This window comes from Nocardia sp. NPDC050378, assembly GCF_040655675.1.
GTDB classification, from domain to species: domain Bacteria; phylum Actinomycetota; class Actinomycetes; order Mycobacteriales; family Mycobacteriaceae; genus Nocardia; species Nocardia coubleae.
Genome location: NZ_JBFAKI010000004.1, coordinates 102400 through 121033, shown reverse-complemented (window position 1 = coordinate 121033; position 18634 = coordinate 102400). Strand labels below are relative to the sequence as shown.

The following is an 18634-nucleotide window of genomic DNA, read 5'->3' as shown; positions in this document are numbered from 1 at the left end:
CGCGCCCGGCTCGCTACGCTGGTTCGCACGTGTGGTGTCGATCGAAGCGGGTGTGGTGTGGGTAGCGCGGAACTGAGCGGTGGGGATACCGAGGTGGAGGTCCGCGACGAAGCGGCCGAATTCGCTGTGCGGCACGCCGAATTGGCGCAGGGGTACGGCGGCAGCGGCGATCCCGACGACCCGGCCATGGTGCAGGCGATGCCGATGGTGCTGCACATCCCCAAAGCCGAACCACCCGCGCGCAGTGCGCTACTGGCCGCCGCGGCCGCCGCCGCGGTCGCGGTGTGTCTCGACCCGCGTTCCGGGCCGGGCGGCGAATGGGAGGCCCGGTACCTGGCGTGGAAGCGCTCGCGGATCAGGAAGGTGGCCCGCCGGGCGCGCGGTGCGCAATGGGTGGCGGCCAACGATGTCGACGGCGTGACCGTCGACATCGACGGTGCGCAGGCGCGGGCCTTCGTCCCCGGCCCGGTCGGCGCGGTCGACCCGCGCATCCGCAAACTCCAGATCGGCGGAACCGACCTCGAACACGACGAACCGGGCCCACCCGACCCCGACCTGCCCGTGCTGTGGGTGAACAGCGCGCTGCGGATGTCGGTGGGCAAGGCGGCCGCGCAGGTGGGACACGCGAGCATGCTGCTGGCCGGCGCCATGCCGGTCGACGCGGCCGCCGCCTGGGCCGAACGCGAATTCCGTTGCGCGGTACGCGATGCCGACCCGCGGCAGTGGTCCGAGCTCGTCGCGCGGGTATCGGCGGGACGAGCTGTCGCCGTGCGTGACGCGGGCTTCACCGAGGTGGCCCCGGGCTCGATGACGGTGATCGCCGTGCCGTGAGACGGCCGACACGCGCGAGCCGATCGGACGGCTGTCGTTGCGGTTCGCGCGCGTCGTCGCGATGTTCGGGTGTACCGGCGGCATTGTGTGGGTAAGACCTATCGGATACCCGTCCGCAGCGAGAGACACACGGAGGTTCCGCCATGATGACGACAATCGCCGTGATCCTGATCGTCTGGGTCGCACTCGCGGTGCCGGTGTCGTTCCTCGCCGCCCGGATGCTGCGCGGCGACCTCGGCGCGTCGCGCGAAGCGGCAAGGCACCGAACCGACGAATCCCACCCGGGCCGGTCGTTCCGCTGAGGGCTCCCGTGGGCCAAGATGGAGCGCGTGTCGCAACCCGATCCAGATCTGCTCATCGACTTCTCCGACGTCACCATCCGCCGCTCGGGCCGAACGCTCGTCGGCCCGGTCACCTGGCAGGTCGAACTCGACGAACGCTGGGTGGTCCTCGGCCCCAACGGTGCCGGTAAGACCTCACTGCTGAGAATGGCTGCCGCCGAGGTCCATCCGACCTCCGGGGCGGCGAACCTGTTGGGCGAGACCCTCGGTCGCGTCGACGTCACCGAATTACGCCCACGCATCGGCCTGTCCTCGGCGGCGGTGGCCAGCCGCATCCCCGTCGACGAGAAGGTCAGCGACCTGGTGGTGTCGGCCGGGTACGCCGTGCTCGGCCGCTGGCGCGAGCGCTACGACGACATCGACACCGAACGCGCCGTCGACATGCTGGAAACCCTTGGCGCCGAACATCTTTCCGACCGCACCTACGGCACCCTCTCCGAGGGTGAACGCAAGCGGGTGCTCATCGCCCGTGCCCTGATGACCGATCCGGAACTGCTCCTGCTCGACGAACCGGCCGCGGGCCTCGACCTCGGGGGGCGTGAGGAACTCGTCGAACGCCTCGGCGATCTGGCCGCCGATCCCGACGCGCCTGCCATGGTCCTGGTGACGCACCACGTCGAGGAGATCCCGCCTGGCTTCACCCACGCTCTGCTTCTCAAGGAGGGTGAGGTGGTCGGTCAGGGGCTGCTCGAGGACGTGCTCACCGCGGACAACCTGAGTAAGGCGTTCAGTCAGTCGATCGCGTTGGACCGGGTCGACGGGCGGTGGTTCGCGCGGCGTGCGCGTCGATCGGGTGGGCATCGTCGGCGGAACTGATGGGTTGGGTAGCGTGCCCGGCTCTTTTCGAATTGCGCCCAGGGGAGTACTGGCTGTGTTTTTGGAGCGCTGGCGCGCTCGAGCGCGGCCCCTGGAGGGCCGCGCGATCAGCGCTCGAGACTCGCGCCTGCGGCGCATGCGCTTCGAGCGCTGTTCGCGCGGCCGGGCCGCTGCGCCGCTTCGCGGCGGACCCTCCTCGAGGTCGGGTCGTGCGGGGCTGGGAGGGCGGTCATGGCGGACTTAAGTGGTGCCGCTTGGGCTGGGAGTGCGGCAGGCGGCGGACTCGGGTGGTGACTTGTGAGCTGTGAGCCCGGTGGGTGGCGGACTCGGGTGGTGACTTGTGGGCTGTGAGCCCGGTGGGTGGCGGACTCGGGTAGTGCCGGGCGGGCGGCGGGAGACCCGTGGGTGGTGGGCTCGAGTGGTGTTTTGTGGGCCGGGAGCCAGGTAGCGGCGAACTCGAGTGGCGTCGGGCGGGCTGTGGGAGACCGGTGGGTGGCGGACTCGAGTGGTGCCGGGGGCTGAGGAGCCTGGTAGGTGGCGCACCAGGGGGGGCGGGTTTGGGCTGTTGTTGGGGGCGGACCCGGTGGTGAGGGTGGCGTCGTGTCGGTTGCTCGGGGTGGACCGGTGGGTGGGCCGACCGGTCGCATTGCGGACCAAGCAACGGTTAGGGTGCGTAAGGATCGGGAATCGGCCGTTCGGTGGGGTCGGGGTCCGTTCGCGTGTCGATCGGCAACGGTGCTGGTCGTGGAGAGGAACGGTGATGAGCGAGTCCGTCGTGCGGGCGCGGGATGCGTCGACGGTGATGCTGGTGCGCGACGGTGCGCGTGGCATCGAGGTTTTCCTGCAGCAGCGGGTGAGCGGGATGGCGTTCGCGGCGGGGGTCACGGTGTTCCCGGGCGGCGGGGTGGACCCGGCCGACGGCACCGCCGACATCGCCTGGACCGGGCCGGAACCCGCCTGGTGGGCGCAGCGTTTCGGCACCGACGAGCAGTCGGCTCAGGCCCTGGTCGCCGCCGCGGTGCGCGAGACCTTCGAGGAATGCGGTGTGCTGCTGGCGGGCCCGACCGCCGACACCGTCGTCGGTGACTCGACGGTCTACCACGAGGCGCGTGGCAAGCTCGAGCGCCGCGAGCTGTCGCTGGCGCAGTTCCTCACCGCCGAGGGTCTGGTGCTGCGCGCCGACCTGCTTCGCCCGTGGTCGAACTGGATCACCCCCGAAGCCGAACCGCGTCGCTACGACACCCGCTTCTTCGTCGCGGTGCTCCCCGAAGGACAGATCGCCGACGGTGCCACCTCCGAGGCCGCGCACGTGCGCTGGCAGACACCGGTCGAGGCGCTCGAGAGCTGGCGTGCGGGCGAGCACGTGCTGATGCCGCCCACCTGGTCGCAACTCGACGCCCTGTGCGAGTTCGCCGACACCACGGCGGTGCTGGCCGCCCAGCGGCCGATCGCGCCGATCATGCCGAGGTACTCGCCGGGCGCCGACGGCCGCCCGCTGTCGGACTTTCCCGACAACGAACGGTATTTCGACCAGCTCCCGGACGTGGACGCGCTGCGCGGCCGGTAGGTTTGGCGCCATGGCCGAATTCGTCACCCTCGAGCTGCCCGCCGAGCCCTCCGCTCGCGGCGTCGCGCTGCTGCGCATCGATCGTCCGCCGCTGAACCTCGTCGACGCCCAGCTGGCCCGCGAGGTCGCGGCGGCCGCGCGCACGGTCGCCGACCATCCGGGGGTGGCCGCCCTGATCGTCTACGGCGACGAGCGGGTGTTCAGCGCGGGCGACGAGATGCGCGAACTCGCCGAGCTCGACTCCGGCCAAGCCGCCGCCATGGCCGCCGACCTGCAGGCCGCCCTCGGCTGCCTCACCCGCGTGCCGCAACCGACCGTGGCCGCCATCGCAGGCTATTGCCTCGGTGCCGGCCTCGAACTGGCGCTCGGCGCCGACCACCGCGTCGTCGGCGACAACGTGAAGCTCGGTTTCCCCCAGATCAAGGCGGGCCTGATCCCCCTGTCCGGCATCCGCAGGCTCTCGCTGCTGATCGGCCAGAGCCGCGCCAAGGACCTCGTCTACACCGGCCGTTTCGTCGACGCCGAGGAAGCCGCGACATTGGGCCTGGTCGACGAAGTGGTCCCCCCGGACGACGTGCTCACCGCCGCCCGCCGCTGGGCAGACCAGTTCGTCACGGCCGCCCCCCGCGCCCTCGCCGCCGCCAAAGCCGTCTTCGAAGCAGGCCCCCACGCCCACTCCACGGCCGTCACCGAGTGGTCCGCCCTCTTCGACACCGACGACACCCGAACCGGCACCCGATCCTTCGCCGCCGACGGCCCGAACAGCGCCGTTTTCACCGGACGCTGACTTCGGACCGGTCAGTCGACCAGCAGGAATGACGCGAAACAAGACCGGCGATTGCGTGCCGCCGGTCTCCTATTACTCTTGCGTGTTATGACGGTTCACCCCGATGATCCGGCGCCGAACCCGCACGCCACCGAGGCCGAGGTCGAAGCAGCGCTGAAGGACACCAAGCTCGCCCAGGTTCTGTACCACGACTGGGAAGCCGAGACCTACGACGACAAGTGGTCGATCTCCTACGACGAGCGCTGTATCGACTATGCCCGCGGCCGGTTCGACCTGGCGGTCGGCCCCGCCCCGCTGCCGTACGAGCGGGCGCTCGAACTCGGTTGTGGCACGGGGTTCTTCCTGCTCAACCTGATGCAGGGTGGGGTGGCCAAGACCGGTTCGGTCACCGACCTCTCGCCGGGCATGGTGAAGGTGGCGCTACGCAACGCCGAGCACCTCGGCCTCGACGTGGACGGCCGCGTCGCCGACGCCGAGACCATCCCCTACGAGGACGACACCTTCGACCTGGTGTGCGGGCACGCCGTGCTGCACCACATCCCGGATGTGGAGCTGGCGCTGAAGGAATGCCTGCGCGTGCTCAAGCCGGGCGGACGTTTCGTGTTCGCCGGTGAACCGACCACCGTGGGCAACTTCTACGCCCGCAAGCTCGGTCAGATGACCTGGAAGGTGACCACCGAGATCACCAAGCTGCCGTTCCTGTCCGGGTGGCGTCGTCCGCAGACCGAGCTGGACGAGTCGTCGCGCGCCGCCGCGCTCGAGGCCGTCGTCGACCTGCACACCTTCGACCCCAGCGACCTGGAGAAGATGGCGAAGTCGGCCGGCGCCGTCGACGTGAAGGCCACCACCGAGGAATTCGCCGCCGCCCTGTGGGGCTGGCCGGTGCGCACCTTCGAGGCGGCCGTCCCGGACGAGAAGCTGACCGTCGGATACCGCATGGCCCAGTACCGTGCCTGGCTGGGCCTGAGCTGGCTCGACGAGAACGTGCTGCGCAAGGTGGTTCCGCGCGAGTTCTTCTACAACGCGATGATCACCGGCGTGAAGCCGGGCGCGGCGCAGAAGTAGGTGGGATACCGCTTCGGCCGCGACGATGTCGCCTTCCTCGGCAGCGCGGCGGGACGTGCCGCGCTCGCCGAGGTCGCCCGGCTGGAGCTGACGGCGGCGACGCACCTGCGCGATATCGAGCAGGTGCGTCGCGCGTTTCCCGAGCACGGTGCCGCCTTGATCGAGACCGTGCGGTTGCGGCGCAAGGCGCTGGCGAAGCTGCCCGCGGCGGGGGAGTGGCTGTTCACCGATGACGCCCTGCAACAAGCCACCCCCGCGCTGGTCGCCCGGCATCGGGCCGCGCGGTTGGCCGGTCGTGCCGTCCACGACGTGACGTGCTCGATCGGTGCGGAGCCGGCCGAGCTGGCGGCGGTGTGCCCGGCGGTGATCGGCAGCGATCTCGACGACGTGCGGCTGTCGATGGCCGCCCACAATCTAGGGGTTGCCCCACTGACGGCGCCGGGACCTGGAGCGACCGTGCCGGTCGGTGGCCGAAACATCGTGCTGGCCAAGGCGGATGCCCTCGTTCCGACCACCCGCGACACCGTGATCATCGCTGATCCGGCCCGCCGGGCCGACGGGCGCCGCACCTATGATCCGGCCAAACTCCAGCCCCCGCTGCCCGATCTGCTCGCCGCCTACGTGGGTCGTGACATCGCCGTGAAGTCCGCGCCGGGCCTGGATTTCGACCGGCTCGGATGGGACGGGGAGATCGAGGTCGTCTCCCTCGACGGTGCTGTTCGCGAAGCGTGTCTCTGGTCGCCCGGCCTCACCGAACCCGGCATCACCCGTCGCGCCACTGTCCTCGATTCTCGTGGTGGCGCAACAACTCTCACGGACGCGGACCCCGACGACATCCCCGAACGCGCGCCCGGCGAGTGGATCATCGACCCCGATGGAGCCGTCGTTCGCGCCGGCCTGGTTCGTCACTACGCCGCCGAACACGGTCTCTGGCAACTCGATCCCCATATCGCCTACCTCACCGGTGACACCGTGCCTTTCGGCATGCGCGGCTTCCACATCGAAGACCGCTTCGATCTGCGCGAGAAAACCCTCCGTCAGGAACTGGCCCGCCGCGACTGTGGTTCTCTCGAGATCCTGGTCCGAGGCGTCGATATCGACCCGGATGCCTTGCGCAAAAAGCTCAAACTACGCGGCGCCCTCCCCTTCACCTTGGTCGTCACACGAATAGGCCGTAACGCCACAGTTTTCCTCTGCACCGCACAGGCCGCTCAGGTTTCCTGACACACCGCACCGCTACGTGGCGCGCAAGGGTGCGGTCGGCCGAGTCAGGCCTCCATCTTCTTCACCACGCGCTGCACCGTGAGCCAGGTGCGGGTGGTGATGTCCTTGCCGTAGGTCTTCTCCAGCCGGGCCATGAAATCGGGTGTCTTGCCGGTGCTGTTGTCGATCACGGTGAGGAACGCGCGCGCGGCGGGGTCGTAGCCGATGACGCGGGTGAGCGGGTCGTCGGTGAAGGCGGACGTATCGGCTTCGCGCATGGTGTGTTTGAAGAAGGTGACTGTGAGATAGGAACCGCGTTCGTGGGTGAGGCCCTCGAACGGGTCGCGATCGAGCAGCGCACGCAGTTCGGGGTGGCTGCGCACGATGGTGCCGCCGGGGATGCCGAGTTCGGTCGCGAGCGCCTGCTGGATGCGGTCTTCGAGATGGTCGCGGGCGCCGTCGGTGCGGAACACCACGTTGCCGCTGCTCAGCACCGTCGCGACCTGCTCGAATCCGAGCCCTTCGAACACCCCGCGCAACTTGTCGTTGCGCATGTTCGGATTGGTCGGCATGATCCCGCGCAGCAGCGCCGCATAACTGTCCACGTCGCGAACCGTACCGAGCCCCACCGACAGACGCGCGCGTTCAGGCCTGTGCCGCGGCGTTCTTCTTGCGTTCGATATCGGCCAGTGCCGCCAGGTAGGCCTCGCGCTCGGCGGCGCCGGCGTCCCAGGCCACCTTGCGGTTCTTGACGACCTTGGCGGGTGCGCCGACGGCGATGCTGTAGTCGGGAACGTCGCCGCGCACCACCGCGTGCGCGCCGAGCACGCAGCCGCGGCCCACCCGGGTGTCGCGCAGGACGGTCACCTTCGCGGCGATCCAGGTGTCGGGGCCGATCCGCACGGGGCTCTTCACGATGCCCTGGTCCTTGATGGGCAGCGTGATGTCGTCCATCTTGTGGTCGAAGTCGCAGATATAGCACCAGTCGGCGACCAGCGTCGACTCACCGATCTCGATGTCGAGGTAGGTGTTGACCACGTTGTCCTTGCCGAACACCACCTTGTCGCCGATCCGCAGCGAACCCTCGTGGCAGCGGATGGCGTTGCCGTCGCCGATATGCACCCAGCGCCCGATTTCCATGCGCGCCAATTCGGGGGTGGCGTGGATTTCCACGTTGCGGCCGAGGAACACCATTCCGCGCAGCACGATGTGCGGATTGGTGAGCCGGAATTTGAACAGGCGGTAGTAACGCACGAGGTACCAGGGGGTGTAGGCGCGATTGGCGAGCACCCAGCGCAACGAATCCCTGGTCAGAAAACGCGCCTGCTGCGGATCGCGGCGGCGTGATCCACGCCAGCGCGCGCTCAGCGGCGCGCCCCACATGCTCGTCACGAACTACTCTCCCTCTTCCGACCTCGACGGCGTCCACCGGGTGAGCCCCGGGAATTCGGTCATCGGGTACACAGAGTACTTTCGCAGGGCACACTTACCGTGCCATACCCCGATCCTCGGCCCGATTACCCAGGAGATCAGCAGGTGCGAACTCGGACTCGCGTCGCCGCCTCGCTCGCTGCCGCCGGTGTGGTGGCGCTGGCCGGTTGCGGCACCGATGTGGACGACATCACCGTCGGCTCCGGAAAGGGTTGGCCCGCAGCCCATCACGACGGCCGCAACAGCGCCGCGAGCCCGGTGAGCGGTGCGTCGGCGATGACGCTGAGCTGGTCGCGACCGGTGGGTGGACCGATCGCCCAGCCCGTGACGATCGGCGGCGAGGGTCAGCTGTTCGTCACCACCAGCACCGGCAACTGCGCGGTGTTCTCCTATCAGATGCAGACCGGCCGCAAACGGTTCTGCAACCCGCTCGGCCCGTCGACGATCGAGGCGCCCACTGTGGTCGACGGCATCAACAACGTCTACGTCGGCGACGACGGCGCGGTGAATTCGTTCAACTACCTCGGTCAGCCGCGCTGGCGCACCCCCGTCGCCGGGGTGCCGGTGGCCATCCAGTTCACCGGTGACGGCCGCGTGCTCACGGTGACCCAGTCCGGCCAGGTCGACGTGCTCAGCCGCCAGACCGGCGAACGTGAGGTACCGACCTTGCAGCTGCTCGGCGAACCCGACTTCCTGAAGTACCCGGGCCTGACCCGCCCCGCCTCCGGCGACGGCCTCGACGACTGCCAGGTCGGCGGCCCGCGCTGCGCGGTCGCCAACACCACCGCCGTCGACCCCGAGACCGGCCGCTTCTTCGTCACCGTCTGGGAACCGGGCAAGCCGATGGCGTCGCTGCGGGCGATGTCCTACGCCGACGGCACCGTGACGCAGCTGTGGAGCGCCGACATGCTCACCGACGGCAGCGCGACCAGCCCGGCCCTGTCGGCCGACGGCGCCACCGTGTACGTCGGCGACAACAGCGGCCGCCTGATCGCGGTGAACACCGAGGACGGCAGCACCCGCTGGACCCACGCGCTCGGCTGGACCCCGCGCGGCCGCATCGCCCTGGTCGACGACCTGATCCTCCCGTCCGGCGACGACGGCTACCTGGCCGCCATCCGCGATCACGGCGACCGCGCCGACCGCGCCTGGGAACGCAAGGACCTGGCCCAGCGCGGCACCCCCGCCCTGACCTCGGGCGAGATCGGCTACACGGTCGCCGCCATCGGCGCGGGCCTGAACCTGATCACCTTCGACACCGCCACCGGCACCACGATCGACTCCGATCCGCTGCCGAACGCCACCGGCACCACCACCGGCACGTCGATCGGGCCCGAGGGTCAGGTCGTCGTCGCCACCCGTCTCGGCGAGATCTTCACCTTCACCCCGGACGCGTAGCTCAGTACGGGTTCGCCTGCGCGGTGAAGCGGGGGTTCAGCTCGCCGGCGAGGGCGTGGGGGAACGAGACGCGCGTGGGGTCGCCGTCGGCGGTGTAGCGCTGGTCGGGGTGGGCGGCGAGATGATCGAGCCAATGGGCCGAGTCGAAGGGCACCGCACCGCGGCCGGAACGGATGCGTGGCACACCGGCCGGATCGAGCCCGGCGTAGGGCGCCGGGGCCGGGTTCGAGCCGACGAGCATCACGGCGTCGAAGGTGTAGGCGGTGCCGTCCCAGCTGCCTGCGGTGGTCAGGGCTCGGTTGTCGGGGTGGATGCCGAGGGGTAGCGCCATCGTCCGCACGGTGGCGCCGGGCGCGGCGGCCGTCACCGCGCGCACGTTCTCGGCGAACTCGCGTTGCACGCTGTTGTCGTCCAGCGTCGACAGGTTCGGGTGCGTGGCCGTGTGGGCGCCGATCTCGTGGCCGTTGGCCGCCAGCCAGGGCAGGGCGCGCGGATCGCCCTGGAACGGTTCGTTGTTCACGTAGAAGGTGGCGACCGGCCGGAAATCGGGGTAGCGGGCGCCGAATTCGGCGAGGATGCCCGCGGCGCTGTCGGGGGCGACGGCGCCGGAGTCGGTGAAGGCGAGCTGGCTGGTGGTCGAATCGTCGAAGGTGAGGACCACCGGGTGGGTACCCGCGGGGAGGTCGAGGCGCCCGGCCACGTAGTCGGCGGCGGTCACCGGGCGGTAGCCCTCGCGGTAGAGGCGTTCGAGTTCGTCGCGGAATTCGGCTGGGGTCTGGTCGTATTCGCCCGCCGGGTTCGCAGAAATCTGGTGATACATCAACACCGGGACGAGACCGAGCTCGTTGGCGCCGACTTCGGCCGGGTTCGGGGGTGCCGTCGTGGTGCTGTGGGCGGCGGGTGGGTCGACCGAGGCCGCCTCGGTGCTCGTGTCCGTGCACGCCGCGAGGGCGGTGGTCAGCGCGAGGATCGGCAGCAGTCGCAAAAGAGCAGGAGAACCACCTGTCATCAATGCGATATTACGCGGTGGCCACGGTTTACAGTTGATCTACCGATACCCGCCACATCCGTGTCGGAACCGCGAAATAGTTGGCGTGTCAACAGTATTGGAAGGCGGTGTTGGCGTTGGGGTTCTCATTCCGTTCGGCCGTCCGGTGGCGGTGGACGAGCACCGTCGTCGGAGTCGGTCTGGCGATCGTCGCGGTCGCGCTCGTGGCCGGATTCGCTTTGAGCAGATCGGCCGTGGTGCCGCTCGCCGACACCACGCCACCGACACTGACCGTGAACCCCGCCGAACCGGTGACGTCGTACCGGTCACCGGTGGTGGTGCGCGGCACCGCCATCGACGCCGTTCGGGTGTCCATCGGCGCGGAATCGGTGACACCCGCCGAAGACGGGTCGTTCGAGTTCGCGGTGCCGTGGGCGCCCGCCTTCGAAGTGGTCGCGGCCGACGACGCGGGCAACGCGGCCAGCAGCACCGTCGTCACCGCGCGGACCCTGCCGAGGATGCGGGCCGTGCACGTCACCGCGCACGCCTGGTCGCACGACGGGCTGCGTGAATCGGTCCTCGACCTCGCGCGTCAGGGACGCATCGACACCGTGCAGCTCGACATCAAGGACGAGGACGGCGTCGTCGGTTACGACTCGCAGGTGCCGCTCGCCCGGGAGTCCGGTGCCGCCACGAAGATCTACGACGCGCCCGCCGCGCTTCGCCAGTTGCACGACATGGGTGTGCAGGTGGTCGGACGCATCGTCGCGTTCCGCGATCCGACTCTGGCGTCGTGGGCGTGGCACAGCGGACGCAACGACTGGGTGGTCCAGAATCCCTCCGGCCAACCGTATTCCAGCCATTACGGGCCGATCGCCTTCACCAATTTCGCTCATCCCGACGTGCGCCGCTACAACATCGACCTGGCCGTGGAAGGCGCGCGGCTCGGGTTCGACGGCATCATGTACGACTACGTCCGCCGCCCCGACGGCAGCCTCACGAGCATGACCTTCACCGGCCTCACCGACACGCCGTCGGTGGCGATCGCGGCCTTCCTCGCCGAGAGCAGGCACCCGGTGAACAGCGCGGGCGCCCACCAGAGCGCCGCCGTCTACGGGATCGCCTCCACCCGCCCCGACCAGATCGCCCAGGACATCCCCCTCATCGCCCGCCACGTCGACTTCGTGGCCCCCATGATCTACCCCTCCCACTGGAACCCCGGCGAATACGGCGTCGCCAACCCCAACGCCCAGCCCTACGACATCGTCTACCGCTCCCTCCAGGACTTCATCACCCAGACCAAGGGCACCAACGCAGGCGTCATCCCCTGGCTCCAAGACTTCTCCCTGGGCGTGAGTTACGGCGACGCCGAAGTCAAAGCCCAGATCGACGCCACCCGCGCCGCCGGTATCGACGGGTTCTTCTTCTGGAACGCCGCGACCCGCTATCACGGAGGTGGGATCCACCCGGCGTGACAGCGGGTCGACGACGTCGGGTCAAGCCTCGGCCTGACCGATATCGGCTTGCCGTGGCGCGGCGGGAACCCATTCGCGCAGCGGCTGAACCACCGTCCCGTAGAAGGTGTCGGTCGCGGAGGTGACGCTCGAGATGAAGCTCGCTGCGGTTCCGGCGCGCCGGTTGCCCATCGGGAAGCTCTGTTCGAGTGTGAACGACACGATCGAGCCGGTTCGTCCCTCGATGAGCGACTTCGGGTTCGCCCGTACGACGTCGAGCAGTTCGCAGCTCTCGGTGCCGCGTTCGGAGAACACGGCCTCCACCTGCACCCGGCCCGGTGCCTCGGCGAGCTGCTTGATCAACCAGGACACCCGGCGCGCCGAGGTACCTTCGTCGGGAGCGGCCATCGCGATGCGGCAACGCACCTTGTTGGTGCGCACGTCCGCGACCACCGTGAGATCGCCGACGGTGTCGGGGATGCGCAGCACCGCCTCGAAGCAGCCGTCGGAGGCCAATCGTTCGGCGACGGCCGCGGCCCTGGCTGCCGGATCGGTATGGAACTTGCGCGGCAGAATGTGTTTGACCTCGACGCCGAGTTCGGCGGTGAGCCGCAACGCGAGATGCCTGCACAGCGAGACCCAGGTATCGGCGACGGTCAGCGCCTTCTGATCGCCCGCGCGCAACGTGCCCGCCATGACCGCGTCCCGCACGACGACCCAGTGCCGGCCCATGTCGACGAATTCCGCCGCGCCGGAACGGGGATGGTCGAGGTAGCGCAGGAACTCGCCGAGAACCCAGGTCTGCAGCGGGTCGTCGATGCTGCCGTGCGAGAGCAACATGCGTGCCTCGTGCGCCACCTCCGCCCACGACAGGTGCCGCAGGGCGACCTTCGTCAGCTTGCGGCGGTCGACCTGGACCGGCAGTTCGCCCGGACCGGCCGGGATATCGTTGGACAGGCTGACCACGACGTCGTACTTGCGGCGTCGCGCGACATCGAGATAGCTCTCGAGCTGGTCTTTCCTGAGCTTGCCGTTCCCGGTCTTCACCTCGAGCAACCCGGTCCACTGCTTGCTGCCCCGGCTCACCCGCAGCACGGCATCGGGCACCACCGTCGAATCGCCTGCCTCGTACTGCACTTCGATATAACCCTCGAAGGCACCGACCGGTGCACCCATCCTCGCGCAGACCGCCCGCGCGAAGGGGCGCACGGCCTGCATCGTCGCGACGAGCGCCGAAGTGGTACGCCGTTCCTGTTCCTCGCCTGCACCGATGCCGAAGACAGAGAACAGCCGGGCGGGCTGCCAGGCGTCGGATTCGGCCTGGCGGAACTCGATCGGCTTCGACTTGCGCACCGGTCGCTTGGCGGTGCGTACACCGCGGGCGGGCGCGGCGGTGGGCGCCGGCTCGGTGACAGTGGTCGCGGGCGCGTCGTGAACCGGTTCGGCCGCTGGCTCGCCGTCGTCGATCGACACCCCGAAATCCGTTGCCAGTCCGGCCAGTCCGGATTCCCAGCCCTGTCCGACGGCGCGCACCTTCCAGGCGCCTTCGCGGCGGTAGACCTCGCCGAAGACGAAGGCCGACTCGGTGTCGGCGTCGGCAGTCACGTATTCGGCCAGGGAGCGGCCCGCCGCGTCGATCACATGCAGGGCGAGCTTGCCGAGTGTGCCGAAGGTGCCGGTGCCGACGCTACCCGCCAGCGCGACGGTGTGGATGCCGGTGGGAAGTGTGGAGAGGTCGATCGAAATCCTGGCCTGCCGGCCTTCGTCCGTCACGCTCGTTCCGAGGAATCTGACCGAGCCGTCGGGAGATTCGGGCTGGTTGTAGAAGACGAAATCGGCATCGGAGGCGACGCGGCGGTCGGCGCCGAGTAAGAGTGCCGAGGCGTCGAGTTCGACAGTCGGCTCGGGCCAGCCGATGACGATGTCGACGCGTTCGACATCCGTCGGCAATGCGATGTTCTGGCCCTTGGACAACAGCGGAGACGACACAGCAGCTCACCCTTCGAGGCTCGGCACGACGATCACCGCAAGGCGAATACGGCCGACCGGCCGCCGACCCCCTTGCCGCACACCGCGATTCAGCGGTGGCCGAAGGGTGTCGCCCGCGAACCCCGAACTGTTACACAGCTCACGTTTAGAACTTCAACGCATTAGAAATCGGTCGGCGTCATGTGCGTGCCGAAGCGACGTCTACTTCGGATCCCGTTCCGGGAGAGGACGTTCGGGGATGGTGGGGCGGCCGAGAGGGGTGCGGACCCGGCGTTTGGCCGTGGTGTAGACCTGGGTGGTTTCGGCGGCCACCACGTCCCAGGCGAAGTCGGCGGTGAGGCGTTCGCGGGCGGTGTAGGCGCGGTCCTGGGCGGTGAGCGGGTCGTCGAGGACGGCGCGGGTGGCGTCGACCAAGCCGTCGATGTCGGCGGGGGCGAAGGAGGCGCCGGTGACGCCGTCGATCACCGCTTCGCCGAGTCCGCCCGCGGTGGAGGCGATCAGGGGTACACCGGCGGCGGCCGCCTCCAGGGCGACGATGCCGAACGGTTCGTAGCGGCTGGGCAGGACGATGGCGTCGGCGCCGTGTAGCCAGCCGAGCAGTTCGGTGTGGCCGAGATTGCCGACGAAGTTCACCGCGCGCGCCACCCGGTGCACCCGTGCGCGTTCCCGCAACCAGTCGAACTGGGTGCCGATACCGGCGACGGTGAGCGTGGTCCCCGGGTGCGCGCGGCGGATGCGCGGCAGCGCGGCGATCGCGTCCTGCACGCCCTTCTCGTACTCGAGCCTGCCCACATACAGCAGCCGGGGCGGTCCGGAACGGGGTGCGCGCGGCCGGAACGTCCACGACGTGACGTCGATGCCGTTGCGGATCACCGTGATCGGGGGAAGTTCGGGTCCGTAGAGCCGTTCCACCTCGTCCTGCATGGACGTCGAGCAGGTGATGAGCTGATCGGATTCGTTGGCGAGCCACCACTCCACCGAGTGCACCTGCCGGTTCACCCGCCCCGACACCCAGCCGCTGTGGCGTCCGGCCTCGGTGGCGTGGATGGTCGACACGAGCGGCACGTCGTAGAACTCGGCGAGCGCGATCGCCGGGTGCGCGACGAGCCAGTCGTGGGCGTGCACCACATCGGGCGTCCAGCCGTCACCGACGCCGGGTTTGCCGAGGGCGACGCCCGCGCGCACCATCGCGTGCCCCATGGCCAGCGTCCAGGCGAGCATGTCCTCGCCGAAGTCGAAGCACGGCGGGTCCTCGGCGACCGCGACGACGAGCACACCGTCGGCGATATAGGAGTGGGTCGGGTGGGTGAGCGAATCGGTGCCGGTTGGCCTGCGGGCGAGCACGACCACTTCGTGCCCGGCCGCGGCCAGTTCGACAGCAAGGTGATGCACATGCCGACCGAGCCCACCGACCACGACCGGCGGGTACTCCCACGACACCATCAAAATCTTCATGACGATCCTTCGGCGGCCGACGGGACGGCGGTCGGCAACCGCCGTGCGTCCAGACCTGGGAAGAGTCCGTCGGCCGCGCTCCATCCTGCCGCGAGACGGGTCGCTTTGGCGAACTGACCGGCGCCGATCGCCTCCGCGAGTTCCCGCACCGCGTGCGCGTGTTCGTGGGCGCGGTCGCGCGCGTAGCCCGCGGCGGAGTCCTTGCTGACCATGAACGCCCAGTCGCTGGACACCGTGAGGATCGCTTCACGCAGCAATTGATCGGCGACCGGATCGCGCAGCGCATCGTCGCGGCGCACTTTGTCGAGGGTGTCCAGTGCCAGCCGAACCACGTCGGCATTGAGCTCGACGAGGTCGGCCACCTGCTCGCCTGCCCACACCCGCCAGTCCTTGCCGGAACCCCACGACGAGTCGTTGAGCTGCACGGGTTCGCCGACGAACCCGTTCGTCCTGGCATCGGCGAGGGTGCCGACGGTGACCCCGGCCTCGGGCAACGCGCGCAGCACCTGCTCGAGCCACTGCGGTCCCTCGTGCCACCAGTGGCCGAACAGTTCGGTGTCGAACGCGGCGACCACGAGTGCGGGCCTGCCGATCCGTTCGGACTCCTCGATCAGCCGTGCGCGCACGGTGTCGACGAAGTCGGCGACATCGCGGGTAACGGCTTCGGCGGCGAGTTCGGGATCGTAAGGGGCCTTGTCAGGACCGGCCACCGTTTTGCCGGTCACCCGCGACGGCTTGAGTCCCGTCGCATGGTCGTAGTGGTGGAAATCGCGATACGCGCTCTGGCCCGGATAACCCTGCTTGGGCGACCACACGCGGTAACTCACCTGCAGATCGCGACCGAAGGCGACCACATCGGCCTCCCGCACCGGCCTGCCGAGGCTGGTGTCGCCGCGCAGCGACGGTCCGTCGACCATGAAATGCGTCACACCGGCGGCGTCGTAACCGAGTTCCATGCCCGGTGTGTAACCGCATTCCGGCGCCCAGATTCCGGTGGGGGTGGTGCCCCAGCGCAACCGCGCGTCGGCGAGGCCTTCGGCCAGCTGGTACTGACGCAGGCGCGGGTCGAGCAGCGGCTGGAAGGGGTGCGCGAGCGGACCGCCGAGCAGTTCGATGGCGTCGGCGTCGATCAGCGAACGCCAGACCGGCGCGCTGCCGTGGCGCCAGTCTCGCTCGAAGTCGGCGAGAGCCGCTGCGGCGAGCCGGTGTTCGTGCCTGCCGAGCGCCACATTGCCCGCCATGGCTGCTTCGTCGGCGCGCAACTGCCAGTTGCCGAGCCAGTGATGCATGCCCGCCGAGCAGTGCGGATCGTCGAGCTGGGCGGCGAGCACCGGGGTGATCCCCAGGCTCAGTAGATGTGAACGGCCTTCGGCGGCAAGGGTTTTCAGCACCCGGACCAGGGGAAGATAGGACGCGGCCCAGGACTGGTACAGCCATTCCTCACCCACCGGCCAGCGCCCGTGATGGGCCAGCCAGGGCAGATGCGAGTGCAGGACGAGCGTGAACTGGCCCGGCACGGAGCGAGAGTCGGTCAATGCCTTGCCTTCTCGGCGATCGCGACCAGGTCCAGGCTGGCATCGATATCGCCTTCACGCAGGTCGAAATCGTCGATGGTCACGGCCGCGACGTCGGCGGTGAGGTCGGCAGGCCAGGGCTCACTGGCGAGGGCGCGCTCGATCTGGGCGTCGATGAACGACCCACCGTGCTTGGCGTCCAGCGCTTTCAGTGCGTCGCCGTGGTGCACGCCGAGCATCCGCGACACCGTGAAACCGGCTTCCACCAGCAGTTCGGTGAGTTCGGCGGCATTGAGTTCGCGCGTGTGGAACGGGTTGAGCGGGGTGTCGCGACCGGGGGAGAAGGTGATGCGGTTCGGGGTGCTGATGAGCAGCCGTCCGCCCGGACGCAGCACGCGCAGGCATTCGCGCAGGAACTGCGCCTGGTCCCACAGATGCTCGATGACCTGGAAGTTCACCACCACGTCGACCGATTCGTCGTCGAGTGGGAGGTCGGCGAGGTTGCCCTGGATCATCTCCACGCGCGGGTAGCGCGCGCGTACGTGCGCGACGGCACCCTCGTCGTAGTCCACGCCGATCACCCGCTGGGCGACCCCGGCGATCATGTCGGCGCCGTAGCCTTCGCCTGAACCCGCCTCGAGCACGGTCTTGCCCGCACAGTGCTCCAGCAGCCGGGCGTAGGCGATCTCGTGCCGACGGAACCAGTAGTTCTCCTCGGCGATACCCGGCACCGTCCGCTCACCGGTCAGCGGCAGTGGGTCATGTGTTGCGTCCACCGGTGCGGCAGGGATCACAGCCTCGCTCATGGCCTCGACGTTACTGGTACCGATGGTCCGCTCCGGAGCCAGGGACCTGTTGCGCAAGTAGGTTACCCACCGGTAACTTAGCGTAGGGTACTGTTCCCCTCTGAGCACCCACACGGACGTACGGCCCAGCTCGTGCGGCCCACCACTCACGTGTAACCCAGAAGGAGGTCGACGAAGACCGATGCCGAACATCGTCGTACTCATCAAGCAGGTCCCCGACACCTGGTCCGAGCGCAAGCTGACCGATGGTGACTACACCCTCGACCGTGAGGCCGCCGACGCCGTCCTCGACGAGATCAACGAGCGCGCCGTCGAGGAAGCGCTGCTGATCAAGGAGGCCCAGGGCGGCGAGGTCACCGTGCTGGCCGCCGGTCCGGATCGCGCCACCGAGGCCATCCGCAAGGCGCTGTCCATGGGTGCCGACAAGGCCATCCACATCAACGACCCCGCGATCCACGGCTCCGACGCCGTGCAGACCGCCTGGGTGCTCGCCGGTGCGCTCGGCCAGGTCGAAGGCGTGGAGCTGGTCATCGCGGGCAACGAGTCCACCGACGGCCGCGCGGGTGCGGTCCCGGCGATCATCGCCGAGTACCTGGGCATCCCGCAGCTCACCCACCTGCGCAAGCTCACCGTCGACGGCGACAAGATCACCGGCGAGCGCGAGACCGACGAGGGTGTGTTCAAGCTCGAGGCCACCCTGCCCGCGATCGTCTCGGTGAACGAGAAGATCAACGAGCCGCGCTTCCCGTCCTTCAAGGGCATCATGGCCGCGAAGAAGAAGGAAGTTCAGGTCTTCACCCTCGCCGACCTGGGCATCGACCCGTCGACCGTCGGTGTAGCCAACGCGGGCACCGCGGTCACCGCCGCCACCCCGAAGCCCGCTCGCACCGCGGGCGAGAAGATCGCGGACGAGGGCGAGGGCGGCAAGCAGATCGCCACCTACCTCATCGGCCAGAAGATCATCTGATCCGGACCGTCCGAGAACTTCC

Annotated in this window: 17 protein-coding genes; 10 read left to right on the top strand and 7 right to left on the bottom strand. The window is 69.1% G+C overall.

Annotated elements, in window-relative coordinates:
• Positions 1 to 57: 57 nt before the first annotated feature.
• From AB0I35_RS10735 to AB0I35_RS10705, 7 genes are all read left to right on the top strand, one after another.
• Positions 58 to 831 (top strand): peptidyl-tRNA hydrolase, encoded by a 774-nt coding sequence (locus tag AB0I35_RS10735; RefSeq protein ID WP_357395585.1) that lies wholly within the window; start codon positions 58 to 60, stop codon positions 829 to 831.
• Positions 832 to 974: 143 nt separating this feature from the next.
• Entirely contained in the window at positions 975 to 1133 is a 159-nt protein-coding gene (locus tag AB0I35_RS10730; protein WP_357395584.1) for a hypothetical protein, read from the top strand.
• An 18-nt stretch (positions 1134 to 1151) separates the two neighbouring features.
• Entirely contained in the window at positions 1152 to 1988 is an 837-nt protein-coding gene (locus tag AB0I35_RS10725) for an ABC transporter ATP-binding protein (RefSeq protein ID WP_357395583.1), read from the top strand.
• A 760-nt stretch (positions 1989 to 2748) separates the two neighbouring features.
• Positions 2749 to 3555 carry an NUDIX hydrolase gene (locus AB0I35_RS10720; RefSeq protein ID WP_357395582.1) on the top strand — a complete coding sequence of 269 codons (807 nt, stop codon included), beginning with the start codon at positions 2749 to 2751 and terminating at the stop codon, positions 3553 to 3555.
• Positions 3556 to 3565: 10 nt separating this feature from the next.
• Positions 3566 to 4342 (top strand): enoyl-CoA hydratase-related protein, encoded by a 777-nt coding sequence (locus AB0I35_RS10715; RefSeq protein WP_357395580.1) that lies wholly within the window; start codon positions 3566 to 3568, stop codon positions 4340 to 4342.
• Positions 4343 to 4429: 87 nt separating this feature from the next.
• Complete coding sequence (locus tag AB0I35_RS10710) at positions 4430 to 5407, top strand: methyltransferase domain-containing protein (protein WP_357395579.1); 978 nt, start codon at positions 4430 to 4432, stop codon at positions 5405 to 5407.
• Complete coding sequence (locus AB0I35_RS10705; protein ID WP_357395578.1) at positions 5408 to 6631, top strand: class I SAM-dependent methyltransferase; 1224 nt, start codon at positions 5408 to 5410, stop codon at positions 6629 to 6631.
• Between the two features lie 44 nt (positions 6632 to 6675).
• On the opposite strand, the gene AB0I35_RS10700 is transcribed toward AB0I35_RS10705, so the two are convergent.
• Both AB0I35_RS10700 and AB0I35_RS10695 read right to left on the bottom strand, forming a co-directional pair.
• The gene (locus AB0I35_RS10700) at positions 6676 to 7215 is read right to left on the bottom strand and encodes a DUF1697 domain-containing protein (RefSeq protein ID WP_357395576.1); all 540 of its coding nucleotides are present in this window, start codon (positions 7213 to 7215) and stop codon (positions 6676 to 6678) included.
• Positions 7216 to 7255: 40 nt separating this feature from the next.
• The gene (locus AB0I35_RS10695; RefSeq protein ID WP_357395931.1) at positions 7256 to 7993 is read right to left on the bottom strand and encodes an acyltransferase; all 738 of its coding nucleotides are present in this window, start codon (positions 7991 to 7993) and stop codon (positions 7256 to 7258) included.
• A 153-nt stretch (positions 7994 to 8146) separates the two neighbouring features.
• Here AB0I35_RS10695 and AB0I35_RS10690 point away from each other — a divergent pair, with 153 nt between their 5' ends.
• Positions 8147 to 9439, top strand: coding sequence for a PQQ-binding-like beta-propeller repeat protein (locus AB0I35_RS10690; protein ID WP_357395575.1), 1293 nt, complete (start codon positions 8147 to 8149; stop codon positions 9437 to 9439).
• 1 nt (position 9440) lies between these two features.
• On the opposite strand, the gene AB0I35_RS10685 is transcribed toward AB0I35_RS10690, so the two are convergent.
• Complete coding sequence (locus tag AB0I35_RS10685) at positions 9441 to 10448, bottom strand: polysaccharide deacetylase family protein (RefSeq protein ID WP_357395573.1); 1008 nt, start codon at positions 10446 to 10448, stop codon at positions 9441 to 9443.
• A gap of 116 nt (positions 10449 to 10564) precedes the next feature.
• Here AB0I35_RS10685 and AB0I35_RS10680 point away from each other — a divergent pair, with 116 nt between their 5' ends.
• Entirely contained in the window at positions 10565 to 11902 is a 1338-nt protein-coding gene (locus tag AB0I35_RS10680; protein ID WP_357395572.1) for a putative glycoside hydrolase, read from the top strand.
• 21 nt (positions 11903 to 11923) lie between these two features.
• Here AB0I35_RS10680 and AB0I35_RS10675 read toward each other — a convergent pair whose 3' ends face one another.
• The 4 genes from AB0I35_RS10675 to AB0I35_RS10660 all read right to left on the bottom strand — a co-directional run bounded on the left by AB0I35_RS10675 (position 11924) and on the right by AB0I35_RS10660 (position 17645).
• The gene (locus AB0I35_RS10675) at positions 11924 to 13870 is read right to left on the bottom strand and encodes a TerD family protein (protein ID WP_357395570.1); all 1947 of its coding nucleotides are present in this window, start codon (positions 13868 to 13870) and stop codon (positions 11924 to 11926) included.
• A gap of 201 nt (positions 13871 to 14071) precedes the next feature.
• On the bottom strand, positions 14072 to 15325 hold the full coding sequence (locus tag AB0I35_RS10670) for a glycosyltransferase family 4 protein (protein WP_067493171.1): 1254 nt from the start codon (positions 15323 to 15325) through the stop codon (positions 14072 to 14074).
• Positions 15322 to 16860 carry a glycoside hydrolase family 57 protein gene (locus tag AB0I35_RS10665; RefSeq protein ID WP_357395569.1) on the bottom strand — a complete coding sequence of 513 codons (1539 nt, stop codon included), beginning with the start codon at positions 16858 to 16860 and terminating at the stop codon, positions 15322 to 15324. The genes AB0I35_RS10670 and AB0I35_RS10665 overlap by 4 nt, the downstream gene beginning before the upstream one ends.
• Positions 16857 to 17645 (bottom strand): class I SAM-dependent methyltransferase, encoded by a 789-nt coding sequence (locus AB0I35_RS10660; protein ID WP_357395568.1) that lies wholly within the window; start codon positions 17643 to 17645, stop codon positions 16857 to 16859. The genes AB0I35_RS10665 and AB0I35_RS10660 overlap by 4 nt, the downstream gene beginning before the upstream one ends.
• A gap of 181 nt (positions 17646 to 17826) precedes the next feature.
• On the opposite strand from AB0I35_RS10660, the gene AB0I35_RS10655 reads away from it, so the two are divergent.
• Complete coding sequence (locus AB0I35_RS10655) at positions 17827 to 18612, top strand: electron transfer flavoprotein subunit beta/FixA family protein (protein WP_181698485.1); 786 nt, start codon at positions 17827 to 17829, stop codon at positions 18610 to 18612.
• Positions 18613 to 18634 lie beyond the last annotated feature (22 nt).

What these genes read in the sequence shown, in the direction of transcription:
- AB0I35_RS10730 (WP_357395584.1), top strand. Translation starts at nt 975, where the DNA reads ATGATGACGACAATCGCCGTGATCCTGATCGTCTGGGTCGCACTCGCG.
- AB0I35_RS10655 (WP_181698485.1), top strand. Translation starts at nt 17,827, where the DNA reads ATGCCGAACATCGTCGTACTCATCAAGCAGGTCCCCGACACCTGGTCC.
- AB0I35_RS10710 (WP_357395579.1), top strand. Translation starts at nt 4,430, where the DNA reads ATGACGGTTCACCCCGATGATCCGGCGCCGAACCCGCACGCCACCGAG.
- AB0I35_RS10715 (WP_357395580.1), top strand. Translation starts at nt 3,566, where the DNA reads ATGGCCGAATTCGTCACCCTCGAGCTGCCCGCCGAGCCCTCCGCTCGC.
- AB0I35_RS10725 (WP_357395583.1), top strand. Translation starts at nt 1,152, where the DNA reads ATGGAGCGCGTGTCGCAACCCGATCCAGATCTGCTCATCGACTTCTCC.
- AB0I35_RS10660 (WP_357395568.1), bottom strand. Translation starts at nt 17,645, where the DNA reads ATGAGCGAGGCTGTGATCCCTGCCGCACCGGTGGACGCAACACATGAC.
- AB0I35_RS10695 (WP_357395931.1), bottom strand. Translation starts at nt 7,993, where the DNA reads ATGTGGGGCGCGCCGCTGAGCGCGCGCTGGCGTGGATCACGCCGCCGC.
- AB0I35_RS10720 (WP_357395582.1), top strand. Translation starts at nt 2,749, where the DNA reads ATGAGCGAGTCCGTCGTGCGGGCGCGGGATGCGTCGACGGTGATGCTG.
- AB0I35_RS10685 (WP_357395573.1), bottom strand. Translation starts at nt 10,448, where the DNA reads ATGACAGGTGGTTCTCCTGCTCTTTTGCGACTGCTGCCGATCCTCGCG.
- AB0I35_RS10670 (WP_067493171.1), bottom strand. Translation starts at nt 15,325, where the DNA reads ATGAAGATTTTGATGGTGTCGTGGGAGTACCCGCCGGTCGTGGTCGGT.